Source organism: Polymorphobacter sp. (assembly GCF_051860865.1).
GTDB lineage: Bacteria > Pseudomonadota > Alphaproteobacteria > Sphingomonadales > Sphingomonadaceae > Sandarakinorhabdus.
The window spans coordinates 20397-46713 of the sequence record NZ_JBIMKZ010000007.1 but is presented as its reverse complement, the minus strand read 5'-3'; the positions used below and the strand labels follow the sequence as shown (position 1 = coordinate 46713).

At 67.5% G+C, this 26317-nt stretch carries 24 protein-coding genes and 2 tRNA genes; 20 read left to right on the top strand and 6 right to left on the bottom strand.

Translation table 11 applies throughout. The annotated features are described in order from the left end of the window. Window positions 1–25: 25 nt before the first annotated feature. From ACTIFJ_RS02540 to ACTIFJ_RS02500, 9 genes are all read left to right on the top strand, one after another. Window positions 26–985, top strand: coding sequence for a hypothetical protein (locus ACTIFJ_RS02540; RefSeq protein ID WP_439532512.1), 960 nt, complete (start codon window positions 26–28; stop codon window positions 983–985). Next, window positions 982–1812 carry a glycosyltransferase gene (locus ACTIFJ_RS02535; protein WP_439532511.1) on the top strand — a complete coding sequence of 277 codons (831 nt, stop codon included), beginning with the start codon at window positions 982–984 and terminating at the stop codon, window positions 1810–1812. Before ACTIFJ_RS02540 ends, ACTIFJ_RS02535 begins: the two co-directional genes overlap by 4 nt. A gap of 6 nt (window positions 1813–1818) precedes the next feature. Continuing rightward, complete coding sequence (locus tag ACTIFJ_RS02530) at window positions 1819–3240, top strand: O-antigen ligase family protein (RefSeq protein ID WP_439532510.1); 1422 nt, start codon at window positions 1819–1821, stop codon at window positions 3238–3240. After that, a complete protein-coding gene (locus ACTIFJ_RS02525; RefSeq protein WP_439532509.1) occupies window positions 3237–4385 on the top strand; it encodes a glycosyltransferase in 1149 nt (382 codons plus the stop codon). The genes ACTIFJ_RS02530 and ACTIFJ_RS02525 overlap by 4 nt, the downstream gene beginning before the upstream one ends. An 18-nt stretch (window positions 4386–4403) precedes the next feature. Continuing rightward, entirely contained in the window at window positions 4404–5120 is a 717-nt protein-coding gene (locus ACTIFJ_RS02520) for an FkbM family methyltransferase (protein ID WP_439532508.1), read from the top strand. Window positions 5121–5257: 137 nt separating this feature from the next. Then, complete coding sequence (locus ACTIFJ_RS02515; RefSeq protein WP_439532507.1) at window positions 5258–8086, top strand: TonB-dependent receptor; 2829 nt, start codon at window positions 5258–5260, stop codon at window positions 8084–8086. A 7-nt stretch (window positions 8087–8093) separates the two neighbouring features. Continuing rightward, window positions 8094–9659 (top strand): AbgT family transporter, encoded by a 1566-nt coding sequence (locus ACTIFJ_RS02510; RefSeq protein WP_439532506.1) that lies wholly within the window; start codon window positions 8094–8096, stop codon window positions 9657–9659. Then, on the top strand, window positions 9656–11473 hold the full coding sequence (locus ACTIFJ_RS02505; RefSeq protein WP_439532505.1) for a CocE/NonD family hydrolase: 1818 nt from the start codon (window positions 9656–9658) through the stop codon (window positions 11471–11473). Before ACTIFJ_RS02510 ends, ACTIFJ_RS02505 begins: the two co-directional genes overlap by 4 nt. Then, the gene (locus ACTIFJ_RS02500) at window positions 11470–12372 is read left to right on the top strand and encodes a LysR substrate-binding domain-containing protein (protein ID WP_439532504.1); all 903 of its coding nucleotides are present in this window, start codon (window positions 11470–11472) and stop codon (window positions 12370–12372) included. Before ACTIFJ_RS02505 ends, ACTIFJ_RS02500 begins: the two co-directional genes overlap by 4 nt. Before the next feature lie 63 nt (window positions 12373–12435). On the opposite strand, the gene ACTIFJ_RS02495 is transcribed toward ACTIFJ_RS02500, so the two are convergent. The 3 genes from ACTIFJ_RS02495 to ACTIFJ_RS02485 form a co-directional block, all read right to left on the bottom strand. Beyond that, window positions 12436–13602 (bottom strand): CapA family protein, encoded by a 1167-nt coding sequence (locus ACTIFJ_RS02495; RefSeq protein ID WP_439532503.1) that lies wholly within the window; start codon window positions 13600–13602, stop codon window positions 12436–12438. Window positions 13603–13690: 88 nt separating this feature from the next. Then, window positions 13691–13766: transfer RNA gene (locus tag ACTIFJ_RS02490), tRNA-Ala, on the bottom strand. Window positions 13767–13857: 91 nt separating this feature from the next. Beyond that, window positions 13858–14172, bottom strand: coding sequence for an FYDLN acid domain-containing protein (locus tag ACTIFJ_RS02485; RefSeq protein ID WP_439532502.1), 315 nt, complete (start codon window positions 14170–14172; stop codon window positions 13858–13860). 92 nt (window positions 14173–14264) lie between these two features. On the opposite strand from ACTIFJ_RS02485, the gene aroA reads away from it, so the two are divergent. Beyond that, window positions 14265–15599, top strand: coding sequence for a 3-phosphoshikimate 1-carboxyvinyltransferase (gene aroA, locus ACTIFJ_RS02480; protein WP_439532501.1), 1335 nt, complete (start codon window positions 14265–14267; stop codon window positions 15597–15599). A 2-nt stretch (window positions 15600–15601) separates the two neighbouring features. Here the strand turns inward: aroA and ACTIFJ_RS02475 are convergent, their stop codons facing one another. Continuing rightward, entirely contained in the window at window positions 15602–16198 is a 597-nt protein-coding gene (locus tag ACTIFJ_RS02475; protein ID WP_439532500.1) for a DedA family protein, read from the bottom strand. Window positions 16199–16294: 96 nt separating this feature from the next. Then, window positions 16295–17440 (bottom strand): non-hydrolyzing UDP-N-acetylglucosamine 2-epimerase, encoded by a 1146-nt coding sequence (gene wecB, locus ACTIFJ_RS02470; protein WP_439532499.1) that lies wholly within the window; start codon window positions 17438–17440, stop codon window positions 16295–16297. 105 nt (window positions 17441–17545) lie between these two features. On the opposite strand from wecB, the gene cmk reads away from it, so the two are divergent. The 10 genes from cmk (at window position 17546) to ACTIFJ_RS02420 (ending at window position 24576) form a co-directional block, all read left to right on the top strand. After that, window positions 17546–18190: a (d)CMP kinase gene (cmk, locus tag ACTIFJ_RS02465; RefSeq protein WP_439532522.1), complete on the top strand. Its 645-nt coding sequence runs from the start codon at window positions 17546–17548 to the stop codon at window positions 18188–18190. A gap of 167 nt (window positions 18191–18357) precedes the next feature. Then, on the top strand, window positions 18358–20079 hold the full coding sequence (gene rpsA, locus ACTIFJ_RS02460) for a 30S ribosomal protein S1 (RefSeq protein ID WP_439532498.1): 1722 nt from the start codon (window positions 18358–18360) through the stop codon (window positions 20077–20079). A 231-nt stretch (window positions 20080–20310) separates the two neighbouring features. Next, complete coding sequence (gene ihfB, locus ACTIFJ_RS02455) at window positions 20311–20598, top strand: integration host factor subunit beta (protein WP_439532497.1); 288 nt, start codon at window positions 20311–20313, stop codon at window positions 20596–20598. 61 nt (window positions 20599–20659) lie between these two features. Then, a tRNA-Leu gene (locus ACTIFJ_RS02450) sits at window positions 20660–20747 on the top strand. A gap of 16 nt (window positions 20748–20763) precedes the next feature. Beyond that, window positions 20764–21162, top strand: a complete 399-nt coding sequence (locus ACTIFJ_RS02445; RefSeq protein ID WP_439532496.1) for a hypothetical protein — start codon at window positions 20764–20766, stop codon at window positions 21160–21162. 147 nt (window positions 21163–21309) lie between these two features. Next, a complete protein-coding gene (locus ACTIFJ_RS02440; protein WP_439532495.1) occupies window positions 21310–21942 on the top strand; it encodes a Tim44/TimA family putative adaptor protein in 633 nt (210 codons plus the stop codon). An 11-nt stretch (window positions 21943–21953) separates the two neighbouring features. Next, window positions 21954–23117: a murein transglycosylase A gene (gene mltA, locus ACTIFJ_RS02435; protein ID WP_439532494.1), complete on the top strand. Its 1164-nt coding sequence runs from the start codon at window positions 21954–21956 to the stop codon at window positions 23115–23117. A gap of 24 nt (window positions 23118–23141) precedes the next feature. Beyond that, window positions 23142–23675, top strand: a complete 534-nt coding sequence (locus ACTIFJ_RS02430; RefSeq protein WP_439532493.1) for a Smr/MutS family protein — start codon at window positions 23142–23144, stop codon at window positions 23673–23675. Then, the gene (locus ACTIFJ_RS02425) at window positions 23672–24124 is read left to right on the top strand and encodes an acyl-CoA thioesterase (protein WP_439532492.1); all 453 of its coding nucleotides are present in this window, start codon (window positions 23672–23674) and stop codon (window positions 24122–24124) included. The genes ACTIFJ_RS02430 and ACTIFJ_RS02425 overlap by 4 nt, the downstream gene beginning before the upstream one ends. Beyond that, the gene (locus ACTIFJ_RS02420; RefSeq protein WP_439532491.1) at window positions 24121–24576 is read left to right on the top strand and encodes a peptidylprolyl isomerase; all 456 of its coding nucleotides are present in this window, start codon (window positions 24121–24123) and stop codon (window positions 24574–24576) included. The genes ACTIFJ_RS02425 and ACTIFJ_RS02420 overlap by 4 nt, the downstream gene beginning before the upstream one ends. 9 nt (window positions 24577–24585) lie before the next feature. On the opposite strand, the gene ACTIFJ_RS02415 is transcribed toward ACTIFJ_RS02420, so the two are convergent. Next, on the bottom strand, window positions 24586–26043 hold the full coding sequence (locus tag ACTIFJ_RS02415; RefSeq protein WP_439532490.1) for a DEAD/DEAH box helicase: 1458 nt from the start codon (window positions 26041–26043) through the stop codon (window positions 24586–24588). Between the last annotated feature and the right edge of the window lie 274 nt (window positions 26044–26317).

Below are 26317 nucleotides of genomic sequence, written 5' to 3'. Positions count from 1 at the left end.
CGAGTTTGTGCGAGGGCAAACCGCGATGCATTACCCTTTTCCATCAAAGCCGGTTGATGCTCAGGCCGAGGTGGCGATAACCGCCGCCCCCGACCTGGTGGCGATGTTCTGGCAGGCGCTGAAGGCGAGATGGGCGTTGATCGCGTTGGTGATGGCGGGCAGCCTGGTCATGGCCATCGCCTATCTCCGTACGGCAGATTATGTCTATCTGGCCGAAATGCGGGTGGCGGCGGCGCCGGGATCGGAGAACCGGGCGCCGCGGCTCGGGTCGCTGTCGGGGCTGGCAGCGCTCGCCGGGGTCGGGCTCGAGACCGAGGCGACGCCGTTCCGGCTATATCTCGAGGATCTGCACAGTTCGCGCAGTGCCGCCGCACTGGCGCGCGACCGGCCGTTGATGCACCGCATCTTCGAGGACGAATGGACGGGCACCGGCTGGATGCCGCATCCGAGCCTGGCTGATCGGGCCACTGCGGCCATATTGGGCCTTGCAGGCGCCTCGGTTCCGGCCTGGCAGGCCCCCGACGCGGCGCGGCTGCAGACCTGGCTGGCGAGCAATATCGGCATCAACGAAGACCCGCAGAGCCCGGTCGTGACCCTGACGGTGGTGCACCGTGATCCGGCCTTCGCGAAGGCACTGCTCGAGCGGCTGCATCAGGTCGCTGATGATCGGGCGCGGGCGCGGGCGCTGGCTCGGGCGGGTGGCAACATCGCCCATCTTGATGCGCGACTGCAGCAGGTGACGGCGCTCGACCATCGGCAGGCGATGTTTGCAACCCGGGCGGCCGAGGAGCAGCGGCTGATGCTGGCCAGGAACCCGACGCCGTTTGCGACTCAGCGATTCGGCGCGGCTACCGTCACCGCCGATCCGGTCAGCCCGCGCCAGGGCATTATACTGATCGGTGCCCTGGTGCTGGGCCTGGTCGGCGGCTGCATTCTCGCGCTGCTGCTCGGACCGCCGCGCGACCGGACCTTTGTTCAACGATGACGGGGCAGGCGGGGGCGGCGCTCCGGATTTCGGTTGTCACGCTGTCTTTCAACCAGGCCCCTTTTCTGGAGGCGGCGCTGGCCTCGCTGCATGACCAGCATTATCCCGGTCTCGAACATATCGTTGTCGATCCGGGTTCCACCGATGGCAGCCGGGAGATTCTCGAATGTTGGCGGCCGCGGCTGTCGGCGCTGCTGCTCGATCCGGACAAGGGGCCGGCCGACGGGCTGAACAAGGGTTTTGCGGCGGCGACGGGCGATATCCTTGGCTATATCAATGCCGATGACCTGGCGCTGCCCGGCAGTCTGGCGGCAGTTGCCGGCCATTTTGCCGCTCATCCCGGGCTCGGGCAATTGCTCGGCCGGGGCTGGATCATCGACAGGGCCGGGGAGCGCGTTCGTGAAACCGGGTCATCGCAGATGAGCCTGGCCGATTTCGGCCATGGCGCGATGACCTATCTGCAACAGGCGCATTATTTCAGCCGGGCGGCGTTCATGGCCGGCGGCGGCTTCAACCCGGACAACCGGACCAGCTGGGATGCCGAGTTGCTGGTTGACATGGCGCTGGGCGGTGCGACGGCGTTGAACGTCCCCGACCGGCTCGGCGCCTTCCGGCTCTACGGCGACACCATCACTGGCTCGGGCCGACTGGCGCAGCGCATGGCCGAGGATCTCGCTCGCATCCGCTGCAAGGCGCTCGGCCGGAGACCGCGTGGGCTGGACCGGATCGAGGCACCGGCGCGGCTGCTGGCACGGCGGCTGCGCGATCCGGTAGCGACGCTCGGCGGCATCGCGGCCCGCCTGCGCCCCGATCCCGCAGCGGGCTGACCGGCAATGCTGGTTCTGTTCATTATGGCAGCTCTGGTGACATCCACCTGGCTTGCGTTGCAGAATCCGCGCGCTGCATTGCTGCTCGGGTTGTTTCTAGTGAGCTGGACAGGGATAAATGTGGAACTCGGCTTGCGGCTTACGGCCTACCAGCTGGTCATGGCGCCGCTCTGCCTCGTCTCCCTTCTGCGCCTGCGCTATGCGGGCCAGCCGCCGCGCACGCTGCACGTTGGTTGGCCGTTTGCGATCATGGTGCTTTATGCAATCGTCGATTCTGCGTTCCAGATGGCCAGCGTGCCCCAGGTCGCGATCGACAACAGCATTTTGCGCAGTCCCAGCGTTCGCGCCGTGGTCCAGATGTTGATGTATCTTTTCAGCCTATCGCCAGTGATCCTGGTGCCATGGCTGTTCAATAGGCCTGGCGATGCCCTGCTATTGTTTCGTGTCTGGTTGGCTTCGACGATCGTGCTGGCGGCGGGGGGATTTGCACAGCTGATCATCTGGTATGCCACGGGCACGAACCCTATGCCGATCGGTTTCTTCAATGCGCTGCTGGGCGGCGGCGAACAGATGATCAGACAGGGTATTGTCAATTTTGACGGATTGTTCATCTATCGGATGAACTCGTTCGCCGACGAGCCACGCAATGTCGGCACGGCGGTCGGCCTGGGCATGGTGGTCATTCAGGGAATCGCGCTGGCCACGCGTGACGTGCGGGGACGGCAGCTGTTCGGTGTCTGGTTATTGCTGCTGATCGCTATGATATTGACCTACAGCACCTCGGGCACTTTTGCCTTGGTGCCCGCCATGTGGGTCTGCCGGGTGCCGGTGCAACGGTCGGCCCGTTCCATCACGCTGGTAGCGGTGGCCGTGGTGCTGCCCCTGATCATCGCGGTTATCTTCGCCGAGGGCGCGGGCTTCCCGGTCATCGATGTGATCAGCGAGCGAACGGTTGATCGCTTCAATCTGGAGATGGCCCTAGAAGATTTTGACATGGCCATTGCAAAGTGGCTGGCGGTCGATTCGGACAGGCTGTGGTTCGGTGTGGGGATAGGCAATGCGCATCTCTATGCCACGCCGTACCTGTTGCCGGAACAGGCAGCCTATGCCGAAGGCCAGGTCTTCTCTGCCAAGACCCTCGTGCTGCGGTTGATTTCCGAACAGGGCCTGGTCGGCCTGCTGCTGTTTGTGATCTTCATCCTGTCCCGCACGCTGCGCGCAGCCTGGGTGCGCGCCTTGTCGTCTCTCGCGTTGGTGTTGCCCTTGTCCCTGGTCCTGCTGGTGATGGTCATGGCTTCCACCCAGCTGATGAACGAGATGTGGTTCCTTGTCGGGACGCTGATCATGCTCGCGGGTTGTGCGGACAGGTCGACGCTACCGCGTGAGCAGGGCCGGCCGGCCACTGGCCAGCAGCCCGTGCCGGCATGAGCCTGCGGATCGTCCAGAGCGTCGACAGCCTTGCCGAAATGCAGGGCGGCCCATCGCGAACTATTGTGCTGCTGGCGGAGGCCCAGGCGCGGGCCGGGGCGGACGTCCACCTTGTGGCGCGCACCGAGCCCGACGGGGCGCCGCTGCTGCGCTCCGATCCGGCGCTGGCGCCGCTGACGCAGGTGAAGGGGTCGGCCGATCGCCGGCGGGTAACGGCGCGGTTGCTCGATGTGCCTGGCCGCTCGATCCTGCATGACAATGGCGTCTGGCTGTCGGCCAACCGCGCGGCTGCGGCCAGCGCCCGGCGGGTGCGGCGGCCCTTTGTCATCAGCCCGCATGGCATGCTGGAACCCTGGGCACTCGCATGGAACCCGGGCCGCAAGCGGCTGGCGCTGGCGCTGTTCCAGCAGCGGTTGCTTGACACGGCTGCGGGGCTGCTGGCCACGGCCGAGCCGGAGCGGGCCAATCTCCGGCGGCTCGTCAAGCGGACGCCGATCGCGGTGATTGCCAATGGGGTCGAGATGCCGGCGGCGGTGCCGCCGCACAACCCGGCGCCGGACGCGCCGCGGACGATGCTGTTTCTCTCCCGCATTCATCCCAAGAAGAACCTGCCGGCGCTGGTCGATGCCTGGTCGATGCTGATGGACCGGCCGGAATTTGGTCATTGGCGGCTGGTTATTGCCGGGCCCGATGAACGTGGCCATCGCGCCGAGCTGGCATTGCAAATTGCCGGGCTCGGCCTGGCCTCGCGGATCGAATTGCGGGGATCGGTGCCCGATGTCCGCAAATCAGTGCTTTATGCCGGCTCGGACCTGTTCATCCTGCCCTCCAGTTCGGAGAATTTCGGGATCGTTGTGGCGGAGGCACTGGCGCATGGGCGACCTGTGATCACCACGACCGGGACGCCTTGGTCCGACCTGCCGGCCATTGGCGCCGGATGGTGGACAGAGCCGACCGCCGAGGCTCTTGCCGGGGCCATGGCCGAGGCGATGCTGCTGCCGCCGGCAGCGCGTGAAGCGATGGGCGCGCGCGGTGCTGCGCTGGTGGCGGCGCGGCACGGCTGGCCGTTGATCGCCGGGCAGACGCTTGAATTCTATCGCTGGTTGCTGGAGGGCGGACCACGCCCGGAGTTTGTCGATGCTTGAATCTCAGGGCGCCGGATCATGAAGGAATGGCTGCGTTGGGCGCTGCGGCGCCGGGGCTGGGATGTGCATCGCTATCTCCCCACCCTCTCTCCCGATGCGCAGATGAAGGCGCTACTCGGCCGGCTGCGCATCGCCACGGTCCTCGATATTGGGGCTAATACCGGACAATATGGCGAGCTGCTTCGGGCGATCGGCTACCGCGGGCGGATCGTGTCGTTCGAGCCGCAGGCCAGTGCCCATGCGGGGCTGACGGCGACTGCGGCGGCGGACCCGCTCTGGGACGTGGCGCCGCGCACCGCGCTCGGCGACGCACCGGGGACGGCGCATCTCAACATCGCCGGCAACAGTGCAAGTTCGTCCCTCCTGCCAATGCTCGACCGGCACCGGGATGCGGCGCCGGCCTCGGCCTATGTCGGCACCGAGGAGGTGCCGGTAGCGCGGCTCGACACGGCGGCGGCGGCCTGGCGCGACAGTGGACCGCTGCACCTTAAGATCGACACCCAGGGGTTCGAGCGTCAGGTCATTGCCGGGGCGCCCGAGACCATTGCCGCTGCAGCTTCGGTGCAGCTCGAAGTGTCGCTGGTACCGCTGTATGAACGGGCGGTGTCGTTCGAGGTGCTGCTTGCCGAGATGGGCGCGGCCGGCCTTTCCCTGTCGGCGCTTTGGCCGGGATTTGCCGATCCGGCGTCCGGGCAGCTGCTGCAGATCGAAGCGATCTTCGCGCGTGGTCCATAGCTTCAGGCTATGGCAGGATAATTTCATGGCATGATCTTGCATGACCTTGGCGTCTGACCCCAGGATTTGACCAAGTCGGCGACAGAGCTGGCAGGGAGGCCGTCCACGGCCGGGGCTGATGAACAAGGGGAAATGCAATGGGTATCCGTGTATCTGGAACGATCCGCCTGGGCATGGCGGCGTTGCTGGCGAGCAGTGCGGCCGTAGCGATCGCGCAGGAGGTGGTCGCCAACGACGACGAGGGCATCATCGTCACCGGGTCGCGCATCCTCCGGTCTGACGCGGCGTCGGTGGGGCCGATCACCACGCTGACGCAAGACGATATCCTGTTCACCGCCCCGACGTCCGTCGGCGACCTGATCCAGAACCTGCCGGGCGTCGGCGTCAGCCTCAACAACAACGGCACCCAGGGCACGGCCTTCGGCGTCAGCTCGGTCAATTTGCGCTATCTCGGCAGCGCCGAGGGCAGCGGCAACCGCACGCTGGTGCTGGTCGATGGCAAGCGCTGGATCAATGCCGTCGGCGGCCGGGGCTTCCGCGATTTCGTCGACCTAAATACGATCCCGATGGGGATCGTCGACAATATCGAGGTGCTGAAGGACGGTGCCTCGGCGATCTATGGTGCCGACGCCATCGCCGGCGTGGTCAACATCAAGACCAAGCGCAAGATCGACGGGCTGGAGGCCAATGCCCGCTTCGGCATGACCGACCGCGGCGACAACGAGAATATCTCCGGCCATGTCAACTGGGGCAAGGTCGGCAGCCGAGCTTCGGTGCTGGTGTCCTTTACATACAGCAACACCAAGCCCGTCTTCACCGCCGACCGGGCGCTGACCGAAGTGGCGCTGACGCCGGTGACGGCGCCGCCGACCAGCCCGCGCGGGCTGTTCCTGCTGCCGGGCCTTGCCAACAATGCCTATTTCGGCACGCCGGCCAATTTCGGCCAGAATGCGGCCAATGCCATCACCCGGCTGCCGGGCGTCGGCAATACCGGTTTCGGCAGCGCCGCCGACAATGGCTTCCGCGTCGCCAGGCTGCCTGATGATTTCTACAATACCCAGGCGCAGGGCATCTATTCGATCGGCCCGTCCGAGCGCTACGGCGCCTTCGGGCGCGTCACCGCCGATATTGGCGACAGTGTCGAGTTCAAGCTCGAGGGGCTGTACAATTATCGCTCGTCGTCGCAGCTGTTCTCGCCGTTCCTGCTCGATGTGCGCGGCTCGAACGGCTTCCGGATCTCGGCCGACCAGGCGTTCAATCCGTTCGGCACCGCCAATGGCGTACCGCAGGCCAATGCATTGGCTTTCACCCAGAATGCGTTTCGCGCCCAGCGGGTGGCGGTCGAGGTCGGCAACCGCGACAACCAGCAGGAAGTGAAGACCTATCGCATCGCCGGCGGCTTCGAGGGCGGCTTCGAGCTCGCCGGACGCTGGAACTTCGATGTGTTCGCTTCGTGGAACCGCAACGATGCGACCTTCACGGCGCAGAACCAGATCAATCTCGAAAATGTCTACCGGGCATTGCATTCTCCGGCGCTGTGCGCGGCGTCGGCAGGGTGCACGCCGCTCAACATCTTCGGGGAAATCACGCCGCAGATGGCGGACTATATCCGCTACAATGGCTTCGACGAGCAGCGCGCGGAGATGTGGAACATCTCGGCCAATGTCTCCCGCACGCTGTTCAACCTGCCGGGCGGCGAGGTCGGCTTTGCCGCCGGCTATGAGTATCGCAACGAAAAGGCCGTCGACAATCCCGACAGCTTTGCCAACACCTTCTCGACCGTGCTGCCGCTGGTCGGCGGCATGGGGCAGTTGCCGACCACGGCGCAGGCGCGCGAACCGACCCAGGGCCGCTACGACCTGCACGAGGTGTACGGCGAAGTCAGTTTGCCGATCCTTGCCGATGTGCCCGGCTTCTATCGGCTCGAGGTCGATGCGGCGATGCGCTATTCGCATTACTCGACCGTCGGCGGGCGGGCGACCGGCAAGGTCAGCACGGCCTGGCAGCCGGTGCGCGGGGTGATGCTGCGCGGCACCTGGGCCCAGGGCTTCCGGGCACCGTCCATCCTCGAACTCAACCAGGGGCTGCGGCAGACCAATTTCCAGGCGGTCGATCCCTGCAACGGCGGCGGCGGCAACCTGCCGGGCTGCGCCGGCGTGCCGACCAGCTACAACCAGAACCAGTTTGGCTCGGGCGCGCTGGCAGGCGTCACCGCCGGCAACCCCAACCTGTTTGCCGAGACCTCGGACAGCTACAGCCTCGGCGTCGCCATCACGCCACCGAACATGTCCCGCACCTCGCTGACCGTCGACTGGTTCCGGATCAACGTCCGCGATGCCATCACCGCCCAGTCGGCGGCTCAGATCCTGTCGGGCTGCGCAACCACCGGCAATTTCTGCGATCTTGTGCGGCGCGCGCCCTCGGGCGAGATCCTCGAGCTGCGGCAGGCGGTGGTCAATCTGTCTCGCATCGAGGTGGAGGGCGTCGACGCCACGCTGCGCGTCGGCTTCCCGCTTGGCAGCGGCAATATCGATACGATGATCGACGTGGCGTATCTTCAGCGGTTCCGCACCTTCACGCCGCAGCCTAACGGCGATGTCATCGTCGATGACCGGGCCGGGCTGTCCGACCAGCCGCGCTCGACCTTCCCGCGCTGGAAGGGCCAGGGCTCACTGCGCTGGAGCAACGACGTCTTTGGCATCGGCTGGCGCGGGCGTTATATCGGCAGCTCGGCCGATGTGCCGAACAACACGCTCAACGGCGGACGGATCAAGGCCATCATCTACAATGACCTCCAGGCCAGCGTGAACGTGCCCGGCACCGGCGTGCGCTTCGCTGTTGGCGTCGACAATGTGCTCGACCAGCAGCCGCCGGCCTCGCGCGCCAACAACCCGATCAACTTCGATATCTACACCTATGATATCCGGGGGCGGTATCTCTACACGACGATCGGCCTGACCTTCTGACCGGGCGATGACAGCCTCGCCTTTCCAGCCGCCGGGCAGCGGGCGCTGGCTCGACCGGGTGGAGCGGCTGGGCAATGCGCTGCCCGATCCGGTGTTCATCTTCCTGGCGCTGATCGGCGCGCTGGTGCTGGCTTCGGCGATCGCGGCCGGGCTGGGGTGGAGCGCGCTCAACCCGCAGACCGGCGCGCCGATGCTGGCTGAGAGCCTGCTCTCCGAGGCCAATCTCGGCCGGTTGCTGGTGGAGATGCCGCAGACGCTGACCGGCTTTCCGCCGCTCGGGCTGGTGCTGACAGTGATGCTGGGGGCGGCGGTGGCCGAGCGCTCAGGGCTGTTTAGCGCGCTCATCGGGAATGCCATGCGCTCGGTGTCGCGGCGCTGGCTGACGCCGTCGGTGTTCGTCATCGGCGTGCTGTCCCACCATGCCTCGGATGCCGCCTATGTGGTGCTGATCCCGCTGGCGGCGTTTCTGTATGCCGAGGCCGGGCGGCATCCGCTGGCCGGGATCGCGGTGGCTTATGCCGGCATTTCCGGGGCCTTTGCAGGCAATTTCGTGCCTGGCCAGTTCGATGTGCTGATGCTCGGCATCACGGCGCCGGCGGCGCGGCTGATCGATCCGGGCTGGGTGCTCAATCCGCTTGGCAACTGGTGGTTCACCGCCGCCATCGGGCTGGTGTTCACGCCGATCGCCTGGTTCGTCACCGACCGGATCGTCGAGCCGCGGCTCGGGCGCTGGAATGCCGAGGGCGAGGCGGCGGCGCTGATCGAGACGCCGGGGCCGCTGGCGCCCGAACAGCGCCGGGGGCTGCGCCAGGCGGGGCTGGTGGCGCTGCTGCTGGTCGGTGCCATGGCGGCGCTGGCGCTGTGGCCGGACTACACGCCGCTGGTGGATGAGGGCGCCGCCGGGCCGGCACGCTATACGCCCTTCTACCGGGCGCTGATTGCCGGCTTCCTGCTGCTGTTTCTTGGCTGCGGCTGGGCCTATGGCCGGGTGGCGGGCACCATCGGCTCACACCGGGACGTGGTGCGGATGATGAACGAGGGGATGCGGACGGTCGCGCCCTATCTGGTGATCGTGTTCTTCGCGGCGCATTTCGTGGCGATGTTCGGCTGGTCGAACATGGGCCCGATCATCGCGGTGAAGGGCGCAGGGGTGCTCGCCGGGCTCGACGTGCCGGTGGGGCTGCTGCTGGTGATGCTGCTGCTGCTGTCAGCGGTGTTCGATCTGTTCATCGGCTCGGCGTCGGCGAAATGGGCGGCGATGGCGCCGATCGTGGTGCCGCTGATGATGATGCTCGGGGTGACGCCGGACATGACGACGGCGGCCTATCGGATGGGCGATTCGATCTTCAACATCGTTACCCCGGTGGCCTCCAACTTCCCGCTGGTGCTGGTGATGTGCCAGCGCTGGGCCTCGGGGTTCGGGGTGGGCTCGGTGATAGCGCTGATGCTGCCCTATTCTTTGTGCTTCGGGGCCATCGGGCTGCTGCTGGTCGCAAGCTGGGCCTCGCTCGGCCTGCCGGTCGGCCCGGCGGCGCCGTCGCGGATGGCCGTTCCTGTCGTGGTTCAGCCGTGAACGAGGTGATGGTCGCCATGCGCGACGGTGTGCGGCTTGCCACCGATCTGCATTTTCCGGTTGGCCAGGGGCCATGGCCGGTGCTGCTCGAGCGCATCCCCTATGGCAAGCGCAAGACCAATCGCGGCGACCGCAGCCTTGCTGAACCTGAGCCGGTGGCCAAGCCGGCGATCGCCCGGCGCTTTGCCGAGGCCGACTATGTCTATGTGCTCCAGGATTGCCGGGGGCGCTATGCCTCTGAAGGCAGCTTCACCAAATATCTGAACGAAGGCCCGGACGGGGTCGACACTATCGCCTGGCTGCGCGCCCAGTCCTGGTGCGATGGCAGGGTGGCGACGCTCGGCCTGTCCTATGGCGCGCATGTGCAGACGGCGCTGGCGGCCGATGCGCCGCCCGGGCTGGCGGCGATGTTCCTCGATTCGGGTGGCTTCTCCAGCGCCTTTCATAGCGGCATTCGCCAGGGCGGCACCTTCGAGCTGAAGCAGCTGACCTGGGCGCTGAAGCACGCGCGGCTGTCGCCGGAGACGCTGGCCGATCCCGTGCGGCGGCAGGCGCTCGATGACCTCGACATCCGCGACTGGGTCGGCGCCGTGCCGTGGCAGGCCGGCCACAGCCCGCTGGCGGCGGCGCCCGACTATGAGGGCTATGTGCTGGCGCTGTGGGCGCAGCAATGCTTCACCGATTTCTGGCGCCAGCCGGCCTTGTGGTCGATCGGCCATCATGACCGGTTCCCCGATGTGCCGATGGTGCACATGAGCAGCTGGTATGATCCCTATGCGTTGACGGCGATCGAGAATTTCGCCGGCCTGGCCCCGGCGCGGCCGGGCCGGCTGCGGCTGGTGCTGGGGCCGTGGACGCACGGCCAGCGCTCGCTCGGCCATAGCGGCGACGTCGACTTCGGGCCGGCGGCGCCGCTCGATGGCAATCTTGCCGATGATTATGTGGCGCTGCGCCGGCAGTTCTTCGACCATCATTTGAAGGGCACCGCCCCGGACCCGCTGCCGCATGCGGTAAGCTGGTTCCGGATGGGCGGCGGGCCGGGCACCCGCACGGCCGAGGGGCGGCTGGCGCATGGCGGCAGCTGGCAGCATGCACCGAACTGGCCGCCGCCGGCTGCGCGGCCGGTGCGGCTCTGGCTGGGGCCGGACCGGGCGCTCTCCGCGGCACCCCCGGCCGAGCCGGGCCATGCAGAGTGGACACATGATCCGCTCGATCCGGTGCCGACGATCGGCGGCGCCATCGCTTCGGGCGCGCCGCTGATGGAGGCCGGCGCCTTCGACCAGCGCGAGCGCGCCGGCTGGTTCGGCCATCATGTCCCCGGCCGTGCGCTGGCCGACCGCGCCGATGTGCTGGTGTTCGAGACGGAGCCGCTGGCCCGGCCCGTCGATGTCACCGGCCAGTTCGAGGCGGTGCTGCATGTCGCCTCTTCGGCCGAGGATACCGACGTCATGATCAAGCTCGTCGATGTGTATCCACCAAGCGCCGACTGGCCGGAGGGCTTTGCGATGAACCTGGCGCATGGCGTGCTGCGACTGCGCTTCCGTGACGGCTTCGCGGTGCCGAATCCGCTGGCGGCGGGCGAGGTGGCGGCGGTGCATGTCCGGGCGTTTCCAACCAGCAACCTGTTCCTGCCCGGCCACCGCATCCGCATCGAGATCGCCAGCAGCAATTTCCCGCATTTCGACATCAACGGCGGCCGGCTGGCGCCGGCGACGGACGAGGCCGATCTGGTCCGCGCCCACAACCGGCTGCACTTCTCGCCCGACCATCCATCGCATATCGTGCTGCCGATGATCGGTGACGCCCCCTGGTGAAGGAACGCAGCAACCTGCGCACGCTGCGCGGTTTCCATGCCATCGTGGAGACCGGCTCGGTGACCGGCGCGGCGCGGCAGCTCGGCCTTAGCCAGCCCTCGGTGAGCCGGATGCTCGCCGACCTCGAGGCGGAAATCGGCTTCCAGCTGTTCCACCGTGACCGGGGCCGGCTGATCCTCACCGCCGATGGCATGCTGCTCCACGGCGAGGTCGGCCGGTCGCTGGGCTCGATCGAGCGGGTGTTCTCGCTGGTCCGCGATATCGCCGAGTTCCGCGTCGGCGAACTGCGGCTCGTCGGCCCGCCGAGCCTGTGCGAGAGCGTTGTGCCGGACATCGCCGCACGCTTCCTCAAGCGGCTGCCCGGCGTGCGGCTGTCGATCGATTCGCGCAGCGTCGAGACGGCGCGGCTGATGATCGCCAACCGCATGGTTGATGGCGGTTTCGTCAAGCTGCCGCTTGACCGGACCGACCTCGTCGCCGAGCCGCTGGTACAAAGTGAAGCAGTGTGCGTGATGGCCAGCAGCCACCCGCTGGCTCAGGAGCCGGTGCTCAGCCCGGCGCTGGTCGGCCGGGCACCGCTGATCCTGCTCGGTCAGGGCCGCACCTCGCGCACCCAGATCGAGGCGAGTTTTTCCGACGCCGGGATCAAGCCCAATGTTCGCGTCGAGACCCATACCATCGGCTCGGCCTGCGCGCTGGCAGCCCGTGGCATCGGGCTGACCATCGTCAACGGCCTGCTGGCGCGCTCCTACCTGCGCGAGGGGCTGATCGCGCGGCCGTTCGCGCCAAAGCTGATGCAGGATTATGCCTTCGTCACCACCGCCGAGATCGAACCCAGTCGGCTGGCACAGGAGTTCCTCGCCGACTGCCGTGCCTATTTTGCTGCCGTCGCCGCCTAGGCGGTATCGACATCCAGCCGTGGGCCGCCGGAGGCACTTCCTGTCACCGCCGGAGGCCAGTTCTTATGTCGATACCGCCTGGCGCGACGGTTCCAGCAGCGCCGCCTCCCCGTCTCGCACCAGCGTTTGGCCGAGGCGGGCGGACAGCGCGGTGATACGGTCGAGGATGGCCGTGGCCTCGGCGCCGTGGGCCAGCCGGGGGCGGCCGCGGGTAGCGAGATCATTTGGGCCGGCGGCACCTTGGGCGTCGAGTTGGACCGGTACCAGCCGCGCCGAGACGAAGGCGCCGGCTTCGAACCGGCATTCGGCGATCAGGCTCTGCCAGGCCAGGTGGTCGTAGGCGTCGTCGACCTTCTTGGTCTGGAAGGTGAAGCTGCCGAGATCGTGAAAGATCGGCCGGCCCCGGTGCATCTCGATGCCTTGGAGCAGCGGCGCGCCGTGCGAGAAGAAGGCGCCGGCCCCGGCCTCGATGCACTGGCGGGCGAAGCGGCGTTTCCATGCCGGGGTGACGGCATTGTCCGCCTCCCAGAGATGATCGTGCAGATAGGCGATGACCAGCGTGCCTGGGTTTGCGGTGGCGGCGATGGCGGCGAGCATGCGGGTCACGTCCTCGGGATCGAGTCCGTCCGGCCCGCGCCGCAGTTCGGCGACGCCGGGGCGGGTCGGGGTGGCGGCGCCGCCCTCGCGGATGAAGCCGGCGGCGGCGGCGACCAGCGCCACCGGGCCGCCCGGCGTATCGATGGGCTTTGCACGGCTGGCGTCGGCCAGCGTCATGCCGGTCCCGGCGAACGGCATGCCCCGGTCCCCGAGCGCCTGCATGGTATCGAGGATGCCGCCGGTATTAAGATCGAAGGCGTGGTTGCTGGCGCTATTGACCATGCCGACTCCGAGCGACCGCAGGCAGTCGATGACGTCCGGGCTGGCGGTGTGCAGGGTTTCGGCGCCGCGCGTCGGGGTGCCGGAGCGGGGGCCGCGGATCACCACTTCGAGGTCCGAGATGGTCAGGTCGGCGCTGAGCAGCCGGGCGCTGATCTCGTCCTTCGCCGGCCAGTCCTGGGCGCAGATGTTCTCGCGCATCAGGGCCTGGCCGATCAGGTTGATTCGCAGCGTCGCCGGGCCGGTGGCGGGGCCGTTGGCGGCGGGGCGCGAGGCGCAGCCGGCCAGCAGCATGGTGCCGCCGGCGCCGAGCAGCGTGCGCCGGGTCAATGTGGTGGGCGGAACTAGCGTCATCGACGGACGCTAAGGCGGCGTCGGAAGCGGGGCAAGACCATGCAGCCCGCGTATCGTCCCATGCGGGGAATGGGTAGTATCGTGAAAATGGTGGAGCCTAGCGGGATCGAACCGCTGACCTCTACAATGCCATCGTAGCGCTCTCCCAGCTGAGCTAAGGCCCCATCGTTTTGATCTTCCCACCGGGTTTGGGAAGCTAGGAAGCGCCGCCTAAAACAATCGCGGCGCCGTGGCAAGTGTTCGCAGCAGAAAGTCTCAGCTTTCTTCCTCTTTTTCGCCGGCGACCACGCCGAGGTCGTCGTCGTCGCCGAGATCGACATCGGGCGCTTCGGCATCGTCCTCGGCATCGATGTCCAGATCATCGTCAACGGCGGCGACGCCATCGGCACTGACTTCGGCAACCGGCTTGGCCGCTTCGAACGGGGTGGTCTGCTTGGATTTCAGCACCGGTTCCGGCACCCAGGCATGGCTGCAGTTGATGCAGGTCACCGGCTCCTCGACGCCGAGGTCGTAGAAGCGGGTATTGCACTTCGGGCAGGCACGCTTGGTGCCCCATTCAGCCTTGACCACATGATTCTCCGCACATCACCGGCATCAGAGACTGATGACAGGAAAGGCGGGCGCATTGCCACAGCCACGCCAGCCTGTCAAAGCGCAGCGCCATGACCAGCTCCGCGCCGCATCCTTTCAGCCTAGCCAGCAATGGGCCGCTGGGCGGTACGATCTCGGTGCCGGGCGACAAGTCGATCAGCCACCGGGCGCTGATGCTCGGCGCGCTGGCGGTCGGCGAGACCGCCATTTCCGGACTGCTCGAGGGCGAGGACGTGCTGGCCACGGCCGCCGCCATGCGGGCAATGGGGGCGACGATCGAGCGGTTGGGGCCGGGCGAATGGCGCGTGCACGGCGTCGGCGTCGGTGGCCTGCTGCAGCCGCAGACGGCGCTCGACATGGGAAACAGCGGCACCAGCACGCGGCTGCTGATGGGGCTGGTCGCCAGCCATCCGATCACCGCGACCTTCATCGGCGACGCCTCGCTGTCGAGACGGCCGATGGGCCGGGTCATCGATCCGCTGTCGCTGATGGGGGCGAGCTTCAGCGCAGCGCCCGGTGGCCGGCTGCCGCTGACGATGACCGGGCTCTGCCCGGCGGTGCCGCTCGACTACACGCTGCCGGTGGCCAGCGCGCAGGTGAAGTCGGCGCTGCTGCTCGCCGGGCTCAACACGCCGGGCCATACCGTGATCATCGAGCCGGTGCCGACGCGCGATCATTCCGAGCGGATGCTGGCGGGGTTCGGCGCGTCGCTGACGGTCGAGGAGACGCCGCAGGGCCGGCGGATCACGCTGGCCGGCGAGGCCGAGCTGCGCCCTCAGGTGATCACCGTGCCGGGCGACCCGTCCTCGGCCGCCTTTCCGATGGTGGCGGCGCTGATCGTGCCGGGGTCGGATATCACCATTGCCAATATCGGCATCAACCCGACGCGCGCGGGGCTGATCGAGGTGCTGCGCGCCATGGGCGCCGACATCGGCCTCGACAACCGCCGCACCGTCGGCGGCGAGCCGGTCGCCGATCTGCGTGTCCGTCACAGCGTGCTCACGGGCATCGACGTCCCGCCGGCACTGGCGCCGTCGATGATCGACGAATTCCCGATCCTGTTCATCGCCGCCGCCTGTGCGCGCGGCACGACGCGCGCCACCGGGCTGGAGGAACTCCGCGTCAAGGAATCGGACCGGCTGGCGGTGATGGCGCAGGGCCTCGCCGCCGTCGGCGTCGCGGTCGAGGAATCCGCCGATGGCCTGACCATTTATGGCACCGGCGGCGACCCGCTGCCGGGCGGCGCCACCATTGCCACCCATCTCGATCATCGCATTGCCATGAGCTTTGCCGTGGCCGGCCTAAATGCCCGCGCGCCGATCATTATCGACGACCGCACTCCGATTGCTACCAGCTTCCCCAGCTTTCTTGCGCTCATGCAGGGCCTCGGGGCCGAGACCCGATAGGGTCAGTGGGCGCGCCAGGTGAAGACGCGGACGAGATAGGTCACGACGATCAGGCCGATGACGACATTGGTGACCGGGTTCAGCCAGGCGCTGACCTGTTCATGCTGGCCCTGGAGCAGATAGCCGGCGCCGGCGAGGAACGCCGTCCAGGCCAGGCTGCCCAGCGTCGAGTACAGCAGGAACCATGGCAGCGGCATCCCGAAGATGCCGGCCGGCACCGAGATCAGCGTGCGGATGGCCGGGATCAGCCGGCCGAAGAACACCGCCTTGCCGGCATGGGTATCGAACCAATGGTCGACGCGGTCGACATCGCGGGGCTTCAGCGTCAGCCAGCGGCCATGGCACGCGGCCCAGCGCTTCAGCCGGTAGGCGCCGATCCACTTGCCGACAAAATACCAGAACAGCGCCCCGGCGACCGAACCCATGGTTCCTGACAGGATCACCCCGACAAGGCTGAGCTTGCCCTGGCCGGCACTGAAGCCGGCAGACGGCATGATCAGCTCGGACGGGATCGGCGGGAACAGATTTTCAAGGAACATCAGCGCGGCGATGCCGACATAGCCGGTCTGGTCCAGCAGCGCGATCAGCCGGTCGAACATGGGTCAGGCGCCCGGCCGGACCGGCACAAGGCCAAAGGGCATCTTCATGGCGTGTTTCTGGGCCAGCCGGCACAGGCCTGCAACCCATCCCGGGATTCAGGGGTCGAACCGCGCCATCATCGCCTCGGCCATGCGCTGGCCGGCGTCGCCTTTGCCATAAGGGAGCGCCGGCTTGGCCATTGCCGCCAGGTCGTCACCGGCAACTAGTCGTCGGATGGCTGCAACGATCGCGGCGGTGTCTGTCCCCACCATGCGGGCATTGCCGCTGGCGAGGCCCTCGGGTCGTTCGGTGGCGGCGCGGGTGACCAGCACCGGCAGGCCGAGCGCCGGGGCCTCCTCCTGCACGCCGCCCGAATCGGTTAGCGCGAGCGTTGCCCGGGTCATCAGCCAGACAAAGGCCGGATAGTCGAGCGGCGGCAGCAGGTGGATGCCGGGGCGGTCGGCCAGCGCGGCCTGGATCGGCCCGGCGACGGCCGGATGCGGATGGACGGGCAGGGCGATGTCGACCTGCGGGGCCAGCGCCAGCAGCGCTGCCAGCACGGCGTCGAGCGCCGCGCCATGGTTCTCGCGACGGTGCATCGTCACCAGCAGCAGCGGCCGGTTCCGGTCCAGCGCGGTGAATCGCGCCTGCATGGTGGCTTCCAGGCCCGGTTCGCAGCGCAGGCGGTCGGCCATCCACAGCAGCGAATCGATACCGCTGTTACCGGTGATCACCACCTGCGCTGCCGGCACGCCCTCGGCCGCCAGGGCGGCGGCGGCGGCGCGGGTGGGGGCGAAGTGCAGGTCGGCGAGCTGGCCGATCAGCCGGCGGTGCATTTCCTCGGGGAAGGGGTCACGCTGGCGGGTGCGCAGCCCGGCCTCGACATGGACGAGCGGCACACCGGCATAATGGGCGGCGAGCGCGCCAGCGAGCGCGCTGGTGGTATCGCCCTGCACCACTACAGCCGCAGGCCGTGCCGCCGCGATATGCTCGGCCAGCACCGGCACCAGCCGGCCGAGCATCGCGGCCGGGCCGGGGTCGCAAGGCATCGGCATTTCGAGCCGGGCGTCGGCGGCGAGGCCGAACGCGGCCAGCGTTTCGTCGAACAGCAGCGGATGCTGGCCGGTCGTGATCAGTGTTGTCGCCGCCTGCCGGGCCTTCATCGCCAGGATCAGCGGGGCGAGCTTGACCGCCTCGGGGCGCGTCCCGCCCACGAACAGATAGCCTTGCGGTCGCCCCTGATGCCACGCCCCCGTCGCCATCGGGCCACGCTAGGCCACGCCCTTGGGCCCCGCAAGCCTGGCCTTTCCTCTTCGCCGTGCGCAGGCTATCGCCGCGCTGTGACGATTCCGCCTCCCGAAACCGACTTGGTCATTGCCGTTGATGGGCCTGCCGCCAGCGGCAAGGGCACCATCGCCCGGGCGCTGGCGCGCCATTACGGGCTGCCGCATCTCGATACCGGCAAGCTGTACCGCGCCACCGGGCTGATGATGCGCCTGGCCGGCCAGCCTCCCGAGGATACGGCGGCGGCGACCCAAGCGGCCGAGCATCTCGATCCGGCGCTGCTCGATGCGCCCGACCTGATGTCGAGCGAGAACGCCCGCTATGCCAGCATCGTCTCGGCGCACCCCGGTGTGCGTGCGGCGCTGCTGGCGCGGCAGCAGCGTTTTGCCGGACAGCCCGGCGGCGCGGTCCTCGACGGGCGGGATATCGGCACGATCATCTGCCCGGGCGCCGCGGCCAAGCTGTTCGTCACGGCGCGGCCGGAGGTCAGGGCCGGGCGGCGGCACCGCGAGCTGGCCGGCAACGGCGATTCCCGCAGCCTCGCCGAGGTATTGGCCGACATCGAGGCGCGGGATGCGCGCGACAGCCAGCGCGCGGCGGCGCCGCTGCTGCGCGCCCCAGACGCCGCCTTGCTCGATACCAGCGATCTGGGTATAGACGCGGCCGTCGGCCAAGCGATTCGCCTCGTTGAGGAAGCGCTTGCCCGCCGTGGCCAGCACAGCGCCTGAAGCACCCGGCATCCGCTGCAAGTGCTCCTTTTCTTTGCCGGTCATCATTGGGAGCGGACGGCATGGTGCCGCCGCGACGACGTGGAAGTGCCGGGCGCGGTGTCCGGCACGAGGCTTCGCAGGCCCTGCCTGTGCCGGCTTCGATGAGACAAGGTTGATCTGACTTTATGGCAAGTGCCGCCCAGCCGACGCGCGACGATTTCGCAGCAATGCTCGAGTCCTCGCTCGGCAAGAACCAGAGTTTTGAAGGCCGCGTCGTTCGCGGCATCGTCACCGGACTCGAGAATGATCTCGTCGTCATCGACGTCGGCCTGAAGTCCGAAGGCCGGGTGCCGCTGCGCGAATTCGCCGGCCCTGACGGCAAGGCCGAAGTCAACATCGGCGACGAGGTCGAGGTTTATGTCGACCGTGTCGAGAACGCCAATGGCGAAGCGATGCTCAGCCGTGACCGCGCCCGCCGCGAGGCCAGCTGGGATGCGCTGGAATCGCAGTTCGCCGCCGGCGAGCGGGTCGAGGGTATCATCTTCGGCCGCGTCAAGGGCGGCTTCACCGTCGACCTGAACGGCGCCGTCGCCTTCCTGCCGGGCAGCCAGGTCGATATCCGCCCCGTGCGCGACGTCACCCCACTGATGAATCTGCCGCAGCCGTTCCAGATCCTGAAGATGGACCGCAAGCGCGGCAACATCGTCGTGTCGCGCCGCTCGATCCTCGAAGAATCGCGCGCCGAACAGCGTTCGGGCCTGATCCTGTCGCTCGCCGAAGGCCAGATCGTCGATGGCACGGTCAAGAACATCACCGATTACGGTGCGTTCGTCGATCTCGGCGGTATCGATGGCCTGCTGCATGTCACCGACATGAGCTACAAGCGCGTCAACCACCCGTCCGAAGTGCTCAACATCGGCGACGTGCTGCGCGTCCAGATCGTCCGCATCAACCGCGAGACCCAGCGCATCAGCCTCGGCATGAAGCAGCTCGAGGCCGATCCGTGGACCACGGCGGCTGCCACCTATGCCGTCGACACGCGCCACAAGGGCCGCGTCACCAACATCACCGAATATGGCGCCTTCGTCGAGCTGGAAGCCGGCATCGAAGGTCTGGTCCATGTTTCCGAAATGTCGTGGGTCAAGAAGAACGTCCATCCGGGCAAGATCGTCTCGACCTCGCAGGAAGTCGAAGTCGTCGTGCTCGAGGTCGACGAGGAAAAGCGCCGGATTTCGCTCGGCCTCAAGCAGGCCCAGCGCAATCCTTGGGAAGTGTTCGCCGAGACCCATCCGGTCGGCACCCAGGTCGAGGGCGAAGTCAAGAACGCCACCGAATTCGGCCTGTTCATCGGGCTCGACGGCGAAGTCGATGGCATGGTGCACATGTCCGACATCGCCTGGGGTATCACCGGCGAAGCGGCGCTTGGCCGTCATCACAAGGGTGAGCGCGTCAAGGCCGTGGTCCTTGAGGTCGATATCGAGAAGGAGCGCATCAGCCTCGGCATCAAGCAGCTTGAGTCGGCTGGCGCACCGCGCACCGAAGTCACTGGCGTTGGCACCGACCTGAAGAAGGGTGACATCATCACCGTCACGGTGGTCGTGGCGCGCGATGGCGGCCTCGAGGTCCAGGTCGGCGAAGAGGGTGCCACGGCCTTTATTAAGCGTGGCGACCTGAGCCGCGATCGCGACGAGCAGCGCGCCGAGCGTTTCCAGCCCGGCCAGAAGGTTGACGCGATCGTCACCGGCTTCGAGAAGGGCCGCAAGCCGATGCTCAGCATCAAGGCGCTGCAGATTTCCGAAGAAAAGGAAGCCGTTGCGCAGTACGGCACCTCGGATTCGGGTGCGACGCTGGGCAACATCCTGGGCGCTGCCTTCAACAAGGCTCGCGAGGACGCCGACAAGAACTGACCGTTTTTCACCAATCAAGCCAGGCGGCGGCGGGTCTCTGACCCGCCGCCGTTTTGCGTTGGGTCTGACATGGTTCCAATTACGCTTGACCATCGGAGAAAGCGGAATAGCATATTTCGCGGCAGGGGGCGGGGGCGCGTGGATTCGTTTGCCATTTGCGGCACATGCAGGCACGATGGGTCGCGGAACCGTCTTCCCGAAACGGGGGCAAAATAGGATCGGGGTTGATCAGTGATCAGGTCGGAACTCGTGGCGAAGATCGCCGAAGAAAATCCCCATCTGACGCTTCGCGATGTCGAGGCGATCGTCTCGACCATTTTCGACGAGATCACCGCAGCACTGGCCTCTGGCCGCCGGGTCGAGCTGCGCGGCTTCGGCGCCTTTTCCACCCGCGCCCGCGAGGCGCGGACCGGGCGCAACCCGCGTACCGGCGCCTCGGTGAAGGTCGATGCCAAGCGCGTGCCCTATTTCAAGCCCGGCAAGGAATTGCGCGAGCGGCTGAACGCCGACGAGGAATAATCGCTGGCCGTGCCGGGGGCGCTTTGCCTGCCGCGCGATTGCCGTTACACCCATCTGGCGCGCGGACGTGGCGAAACTGGTCATACGCAGCAGACTTAAAATCTGCTTTCCTCAGGGAAGTGCGGGTTCGAGTCCCGCCGTCCGCACCAGCAGCTCGAGTGTTCGATGGTCTATATCTGGCTCAATCTCGGCCCCATTCTCGCCGCCACGGCGCTCGGGCTGGTCATTGCGGTATTGTGGCACCGGTTGCCCGGCGCACCGCCGCTGGCGCTCGGCCGACCGGCGCTAGTCATCGCCACCAGCCTGGCGGAGTTCTGGCTGGCCTCGATTCTCGCCGGGGCGCTGATCCTCGCGCCGAAGGACCAGGCGGGTCCATGGGTGATGGCGATTGGATCGGGCGTGGTGATCTGGGCTGGCTTCGTGCTGCCGACGCTGCTCGTCAGCCAGCTTTATCGCGGCACGCCGGGCGGGCACATGGTGCGGGATCTCGGCTATTGGCTGGTGGTAATGGTGGCGCAGGCGGCGCTGCTACAGGCCTGGGGGCTGGTACCGCCGCCGGCCTGATCGGCGCCACTTGTCAGCCCGACATTAACAACCGATATTGATGTCTAGGTACCATCGTCGTCAAAGTGGCCATTGTCGCATCAATGGCATGGAGGTGGCCTTGGTTGGGCCCTGCTGCTATGCAGGGTTTTGAAGAGAAGGATCGGCATGTCTGAAGGGAGTAACTGGGTCGAGATTGTGTTGCTGGCGATGCTGGCCGCATTTATTGGCCTGCGCCTCGTCAGTGTGCTTGGCAAGCGGACCGGCCATGAGCCTGTCGTCACCGACAAGTTCCGTCCCGGTGCCGCCGAGGTCAATGCCGCGCCGCTTCGGCCGCTCGAAGCTACCCCGCGCGCACCGATCAAACTGCCTGAGGGCACCAACCACGCGCTGATGCCGGCGTTGACCGCGCTGGCCGAGGTCGACCCGAATTTCGAGCCCCAGCGCTTCGTCGCCGCCGCCACCAGCGCTTATCAGATGATTCTCGAAGCCTTTTGGACCGGCAGCACCAGCGCCATGGATGGGCTGGTGTCTGACGAGGTGCAGGACAATTTTGCCGCCGCCATAGAGGCACGCGAGGGTGCGCGCCTGTCGAACCGCATTGTCGGCATCGATGCGGTGACCATTACCGGCGTCGAGATGGCCGGGCAGATGGCCGAGATCACGGTGCGATTCGTCTCCCGCATTGCCTCGCAGGGCGAGGAAACCCCTGCTGAGACAGCCGATATCTGGACATTCAGCCGGCACATCACTTCGCCGGACCCCGCCTGGCTGTTGATCGCTACAGACGCCGAGGCCTGATCGCGCCGACCATGATGATGCGTCCGGCGTTGGCCCTGTTTTCGATGCTGGTATTGGCCGGCTGCGCTGCCCAGCAGCCGCCAGCGCCGGCGGCGCCCGGTGCGCCCCCCCCCTCCGCCGCTGCGGCGCCGGCACGGGCGATCGACCTGCCGCGTCGCAAGATCGATATCGCCATTCCCGCCGCTGATGCCGAGGCGGCGTTGCGGGCGTTTCGGGCCTCCTGCCCGCGCATAACCTGGCGGCAGGACAGGAGCGGGCTGACCCTGCCGTCCGATTGGCAGGCCGTCTGCCGCGACGCCGAGACCGCGACTGACGCCGTCCGCTTCTTTGCCGAGGGTTTTGAGGGTGTGGTGCTGGGCGACGATGGCGCCGGCTTCGCCACCGGCTATTTTGAACCCGAGATCGCGGCGTCGCGCGTCCGTTCCCCCGGCTATGGCGTGCCGCTGTATCGCCGGCCGCCCGACCTTGTGGAGGTCGATCTCGGGACCTTCCGGCCGGAATGGCAGGGGCGGACGCTGCGCGGCCGCCTCGATGGCCGTCGCGTGGTGCCCTATTATGGCCGCGCGCCGATCGATGAAGGCGTTCTCGCCGGCAAGGATCTCGAACTGGCCTGGGCCGCTGACCCCAATGACGCGTTCTTCCTCGAGATCCAGGGCTCGGGCCGCCTGCGCCTGCCAAACGGCGAGATCATGCGAATCGGCTATGACAGCCAGAACGGCCGCGATTATGTCGCTATTGGCCGGGTACTCGTCGATATGGGCGAACTGCCGAAGGACGGGGTGAGCATGGCGAGCATCATGGCCTGGCTGCGCGCCAACCCGGACCGCGCCGAGCAGGTGCGGCAGGCCAACCCCAGTGTCGTCTTCTTCCGCGAACTGCTCGGCCTTGCCGATGACGACGGCCCGCGCGGGGCGCTCAACATCCCGGTGCGGCCGCAGATTTCGGTCGCCATCGATCCGGCGTTCATTCCCTATGGCACGCCGCTGGTGGCCCAGCTCGACGGTGCCGCGCCGCATCTGCATGTCGCCATGGACACCGGCGGGGCGATCAAGGGCCCGGGCCGGCTCGATATCTTCCAAGGATCGGGTACAGTCGCCGGGGCGAAGGCCGGGGCGCTGGCGTCGAAGGCCCGTGTCGTGCTGCTGCTGCCCCGCCGCGCCACTGCCCGGCTGTGAGGCTGGCCAAATGAGGCGCGTCGCATGAGCCGGGGCCTGAGCGCCCAGGAGCGTGCGCTCTGGGCCCGGGTCGCTGCCTCGGTGCGGCCGCTCGCCGGCCGGCCCCGTCCGCCGGCGGCGCTGCCAGCAATCCCGGCTCCGGTGCTGCCGCCCGCCTTGGGCGCGGCTCCGATCCAGACCCGCCAGCCGCAGCCGCCGGCGTGGCCCCCTTCACGACCCTCACCGCCGGTGCTGGCGGCCACGCTGGACGGCGGCTGGGACCGTCGCCTGTCCCGCGGCGCCGTGCGGCCGGACCGGGTGATCGACCTACACGACCACAGCCTTGCCCATGCCCATCAGGCGCTGGCGATGGCGGTCGAGGATGCCTCCCATCAGGGCGCACGGCTGCTGCTGGTAATTACCGGCAAGGGCCGCGCCGACCGGCCGGGGCGGATCAGAGGCGAGCTGTCGCACTGGCTTGAGCAGGCGTCGATCCGCCGCCATGTCGCGGCGCTGCGGCCGGCGAGCCTTCGCCATGGCGGCAGCGGCGCCTTCTATCTGGTGCTGAAGCGCACATGAGCCGGATCGGCCTGCCCCGCCGCCTGGATGCCTATCGCTGGCATGTCGAGCTGCAGACGCGCTTCGCCGACATGGATCTGCAGGCGCACCTCAACAATATCGCCATCGCCCGGCTGTTCGAGGAGACGCGCATCCGTTTCAACCATTTCCTCGGCGCGACGGTGGGCGAAACCATGCCGGTGCGCTTCCTGCTGGCGCATATCCGCATCGATTATCTGGCCGAGGTCAGCTACCCGCAGGTCGTGCAGGTGGCGCAGACGGTCGTCAGTCTTGGCGAGTCGAGCTATCGGATCGGCTCAGCCATGTTTCAGGAGGGCGCATGCGTGGCGCTGTGCGAGGCAGTGCTGGTGACGCGGCAGGATGGCGGCCCGGTGCCGGTGCCCACGGCCTTGCGCGCGCGGCTCAAGGCGGTCATGGACGACGCCGACAACATAGGAGACAACAAGTGAGTGAAGAATTTACCCAGCTGGTGCTGACGCTCGAAGGCGGTGACGTCACCATCAAGCTACGCCCGGACCTGGCGCCGGGCCATGTCGCGCGGCTGTCCGAGCTGGCCAATGCCGGCTTTTACAACGGCGTACCGTTCCACCGCGTTATCGATGGTTTCATGGCGCAGACCGGCTGCCCCAAGGGCAATGGCACCGGCGGCAGCGACAAGCCGGACCTCAAGGCCGAGTTCAACGACCAGCCGCATGTCCGCGGCACCTGCTCGATGGCGCGCACCAGCGCCCCGCACAGCGCCAATTCGCAGTTCTTCATCTGCTTCAAGGACGCCAGCTTCCTCGACCGTCAATATACGGTCTGGGGCGAGGTGACGTCAGGGATGGAGCTGATCGACGCGCTGCCCAAGGGCGAGCCGCCGCGTAGCCCGGGCAAGATCCTGTCCGCCCGGGCCAGCTGACATCAGGCCTTAGGGGCGACCGCGGAACTGCCGCCGGTCGCCCTGGGGCCGCGCTGCGCCTGGACCGCCATTGGCGCCGGCCGGACGACCCTGCTGGGGACGACCGCCGGGCGCACCCTGCGGGCGAACCCGCGCGGTGCCCGGACTGGCGTTCGCACCGGCATAGCCGCGGGCGACGCCGCCCTGATTGTAATTGGCATTGCCGCTACCATGCGGACGCCGCGGCTGGTCGCGGCGCTGGTCACGCACTTCCTCGCGCGGCGCCGGCGGCGCATTGCGGTCGCGCTGCTTGGCCTCGTCGACGGCGGTGCGGAAATTGGCCGGCAGCGCCAGGGTCGGGATTTTCTGGCGGGTCGTCCGCTCGATATCGCGCAACAGGCTCCGCTCGTCATCGGCGCAGAAGGCGATCGCCTGGCCATCGCGGCCGGCGCGCGCGGTGCGGCCGATGCGGTGGACATATTGCTCGGGCACATTTGGCAGCTCATAGTTGATAACATGGCTGACGCCCGGGATATCGAGCCCGCGCGCGGCGATGTCGGTAGCGACCAGGATGCGGATCGCGCCGGCGCGGAAGGCGGCAAGCGCTCGCTCGCGCTGCGGTTGACTCTTGTTGCCATGGATGGCTTCAGCGCGCATCCCGGCGAGGCCGAGCTGGCGGACGATGCGGTCGGCCCCATGCTTGGTGCGCGAGAACACAAGCGCGCGGTCGACACTGTCGGCGCCGAGCACGAGCTGGAGCAGCGCCGGCTTTTCGGATGCGCTGACATGGATCACCGCCTGGTCGACGCGCTCTGCAGTGGTCGAGGACGGCTTGACCGCGACCTGCACCGGGTTCTTGAGGTAGCGGCTGGCCAGCTCCTCGATCGCCTTGGGCATGGTGGCCGAGAAGAACAGCGTCTGGCGGGCATGCGGCAGCAGGCCGACGATGCGCTTCAGGTCATGGATGAAGCCGAGATCGAGCATCTGGTCGGCCTCGTCGAGCACCAGCGTCTCGACGCGGGCGAGATCGAGGCTGCCACGGTTGATCAGGTCGATCAGACGGCCCGGCGTGGCGACAACGATGTCGACGCCCGGGTTGAGCATGCGCTCCTGGCGCGGGATCGGCACGCCGCCGAACACCGTGCAGACGCTGAGTCGCATATCGCGGCCATAGGCCTGGAAGGAAGCGGCGATCTGGCTGACCAGCTCACGGGTCGGGGCCAGCACCAGCACACGGGTGGCGAGCTTGAAGCGGGCGCGCGGCTGTTCGGCCAGCTTGTGAAGGATCGGCAGCGCGAAGGCTGCAGTCTTGCCGGTGCCGGTCTGGGCGATTCCGAGCAGATCATGGCCGGCCATCACCGGCGGAATCGCCTGTGCCTGGATCGGGGTGGGGAGCGTATAGCCCTTGGTGGCGAGCGCCGTGGCGATCGGGGCAGCGAAACCGAATTGGGCGAATTCGGTAATAGGAAGGGTGGTGGGAACTGTCATGGGGTAACCTCAACAAATGGCGCAGCAAAGCGCCAGAACGGGCCGCACCGAACATCGGCACGGACCTCGCGGGATGAACTACCCGCGTGATGAGGGTGGCCCTTGGGCTGGCTTCGGGTCTCGCGCCGCCGGAGATTCCGGGGCCTTCGATCGTCCGGGTCTGGAGCCATGCGTGGCAGCGGGATAATCCCACGACGCTGACTCGATCACGCACCCGGTGCTGGTGTTCTGGCGGAAATCTGGCCCCCGCCATAGGTGAAGCCGAATTCACATT

What these genes read in the sequence shown, in the direction of transcription:
- ACTIFJ_RS02495 (WP_439532503.1), bottom strand. Translation starts at nt 13,602, where the DNA reads ATGACGCTAGTTCCGCCCACCACATTGACCCGGCGCACGCTGCTCGGC.
- mltA (WP_439532494.1), top strand. Translation starts at nt 21,954, where the DNA reads ATGATGATGCGTCCGGCGTTGGCCCTGTTTTCGATGCTGGTATTGGCC.
- wecB (WP_439532499.1), bottom strand. Translation starts at nt 17,440, where the DNA reads ATGGCGACGGGGGCGTGGCATCAGGGGCGACCGCAAGGCTATCTGTTC.
- rpsA (WP_439532498.1), top strand. Translation starts at nt 18,358, where the DNA reads ATGGCAAGTGCCGCCCAGCCGACGCGCGACGATTTCGCAGCAATGCTC.
- ACTIFJ_RS02425 (WP_439532492.1), top strand. Translation starts at nt 23,672, where the DNA reads ATGAGCCGGATCGGCCTGCCCCGCCGCCTGGATGCCTATCGCTGGCAT.
- ACTIFJ_RS02445 (WP_439532496.1), top strand. Translation starts at nt 20,764, where the DNA reads ATGGTCTATATCTGGCTCAATCTCGGCCCCATTCTCGCCGCCACGGCG.
- ACTIFJ_RS02535 (WP_439532511.1), top strand. Translation starts at nt 982, where the DNA reads ATGACGGGGCAGGCGGGGGCGGCGCTCCGGATTTCGGTTGTCACGCTG.
- aroA (WP_439532501.1), top strand. Translation starts at nt 14,265, where the DNA reads ATGACCAGCTCCGCGCCGCATCCTTTCAGCCTAGCCAGCAATGGGCCG.
- ACTIFJ_RS02525 (WP_439532509.1), top strand. Translation starts at nt 3,237, where the DNA reads ATGAGCCTGCGGATCGTCCAGAGCGTCGACAGCCTTGCCGAAATGCAG.
- ACTIFJ_RS02540 (WP_439532512.1), top strand. Translation starts at nt 26, where the DNA reads ATGCATTACCCTTTTCCATCAAAGCCGGTTGATGCTCAGGCCGAGGTG.
- ACTIFJ_RS02510 (WP_439532506.1), top strand. Translation starts at nt 8,094, where the DNA reads ATGACAGCCTCGCCTTTCCAGCCGCCGGGCAGCGGGCGCTGGCTCGAC.
- ACTIFJ_RS02515 (WP_439532507.1), top strand. Translation starts at nt 5,258, where the DNA reads ATGGGTATCCGTGTATCTGGAACGATCCGCCTGGGCATGGCGGCGTTG.
- ACTIFJ_RS02430 (WP_439532493.1), top strand. Translation starts at nt 23,142, where the DNA reads ATGAGCCGGGGCCTGAGCGCCCAGGAGCGTGCGCTCTGGGCCCGGGTC.
- ACTIFJ_RS02530 (WP_439532510.1), top strand. Translation starts at nt 1,819, where the DNA reads ATGCTGGTTCTGTTCATTATGGCAGCTCTGGTGACATCCACCTGGCTT.
- ACTIFJ_RS02440 (WP_439532495.1), top strand. Translation starts at nt 21,310, where the DNA reads ATGTCTGAAGGGAGTAACTGGGTCGAGATTGTGTTGCTGGCGATGCTG.
- ACTIFJ_RS02475 (WP_439532500.1), bottom strand. Translation starts at nt 16,198, where the DNA reads ATGTTCGACCGGCTGATCGCGCTGCTGGACCAGACCGGCTATGTCGGC.
- ACTIFJ_RS02520 (WP_439532508.1), top strand. Translation starts at nt 4,404, where the DNA reads ATGAAGGAATGGCTGCGTTGGGCGCTGCGGCGCCGGGGCTGGGATGTG.
- ACTIFJ_RS02415 (WP_439532490.1), bottom strand. Translation starts at nt 26,043, where the DNA reads ATGACAGTTCCCACCACCCTTCCTATTACCGAATTCGCCCAATTCGGT.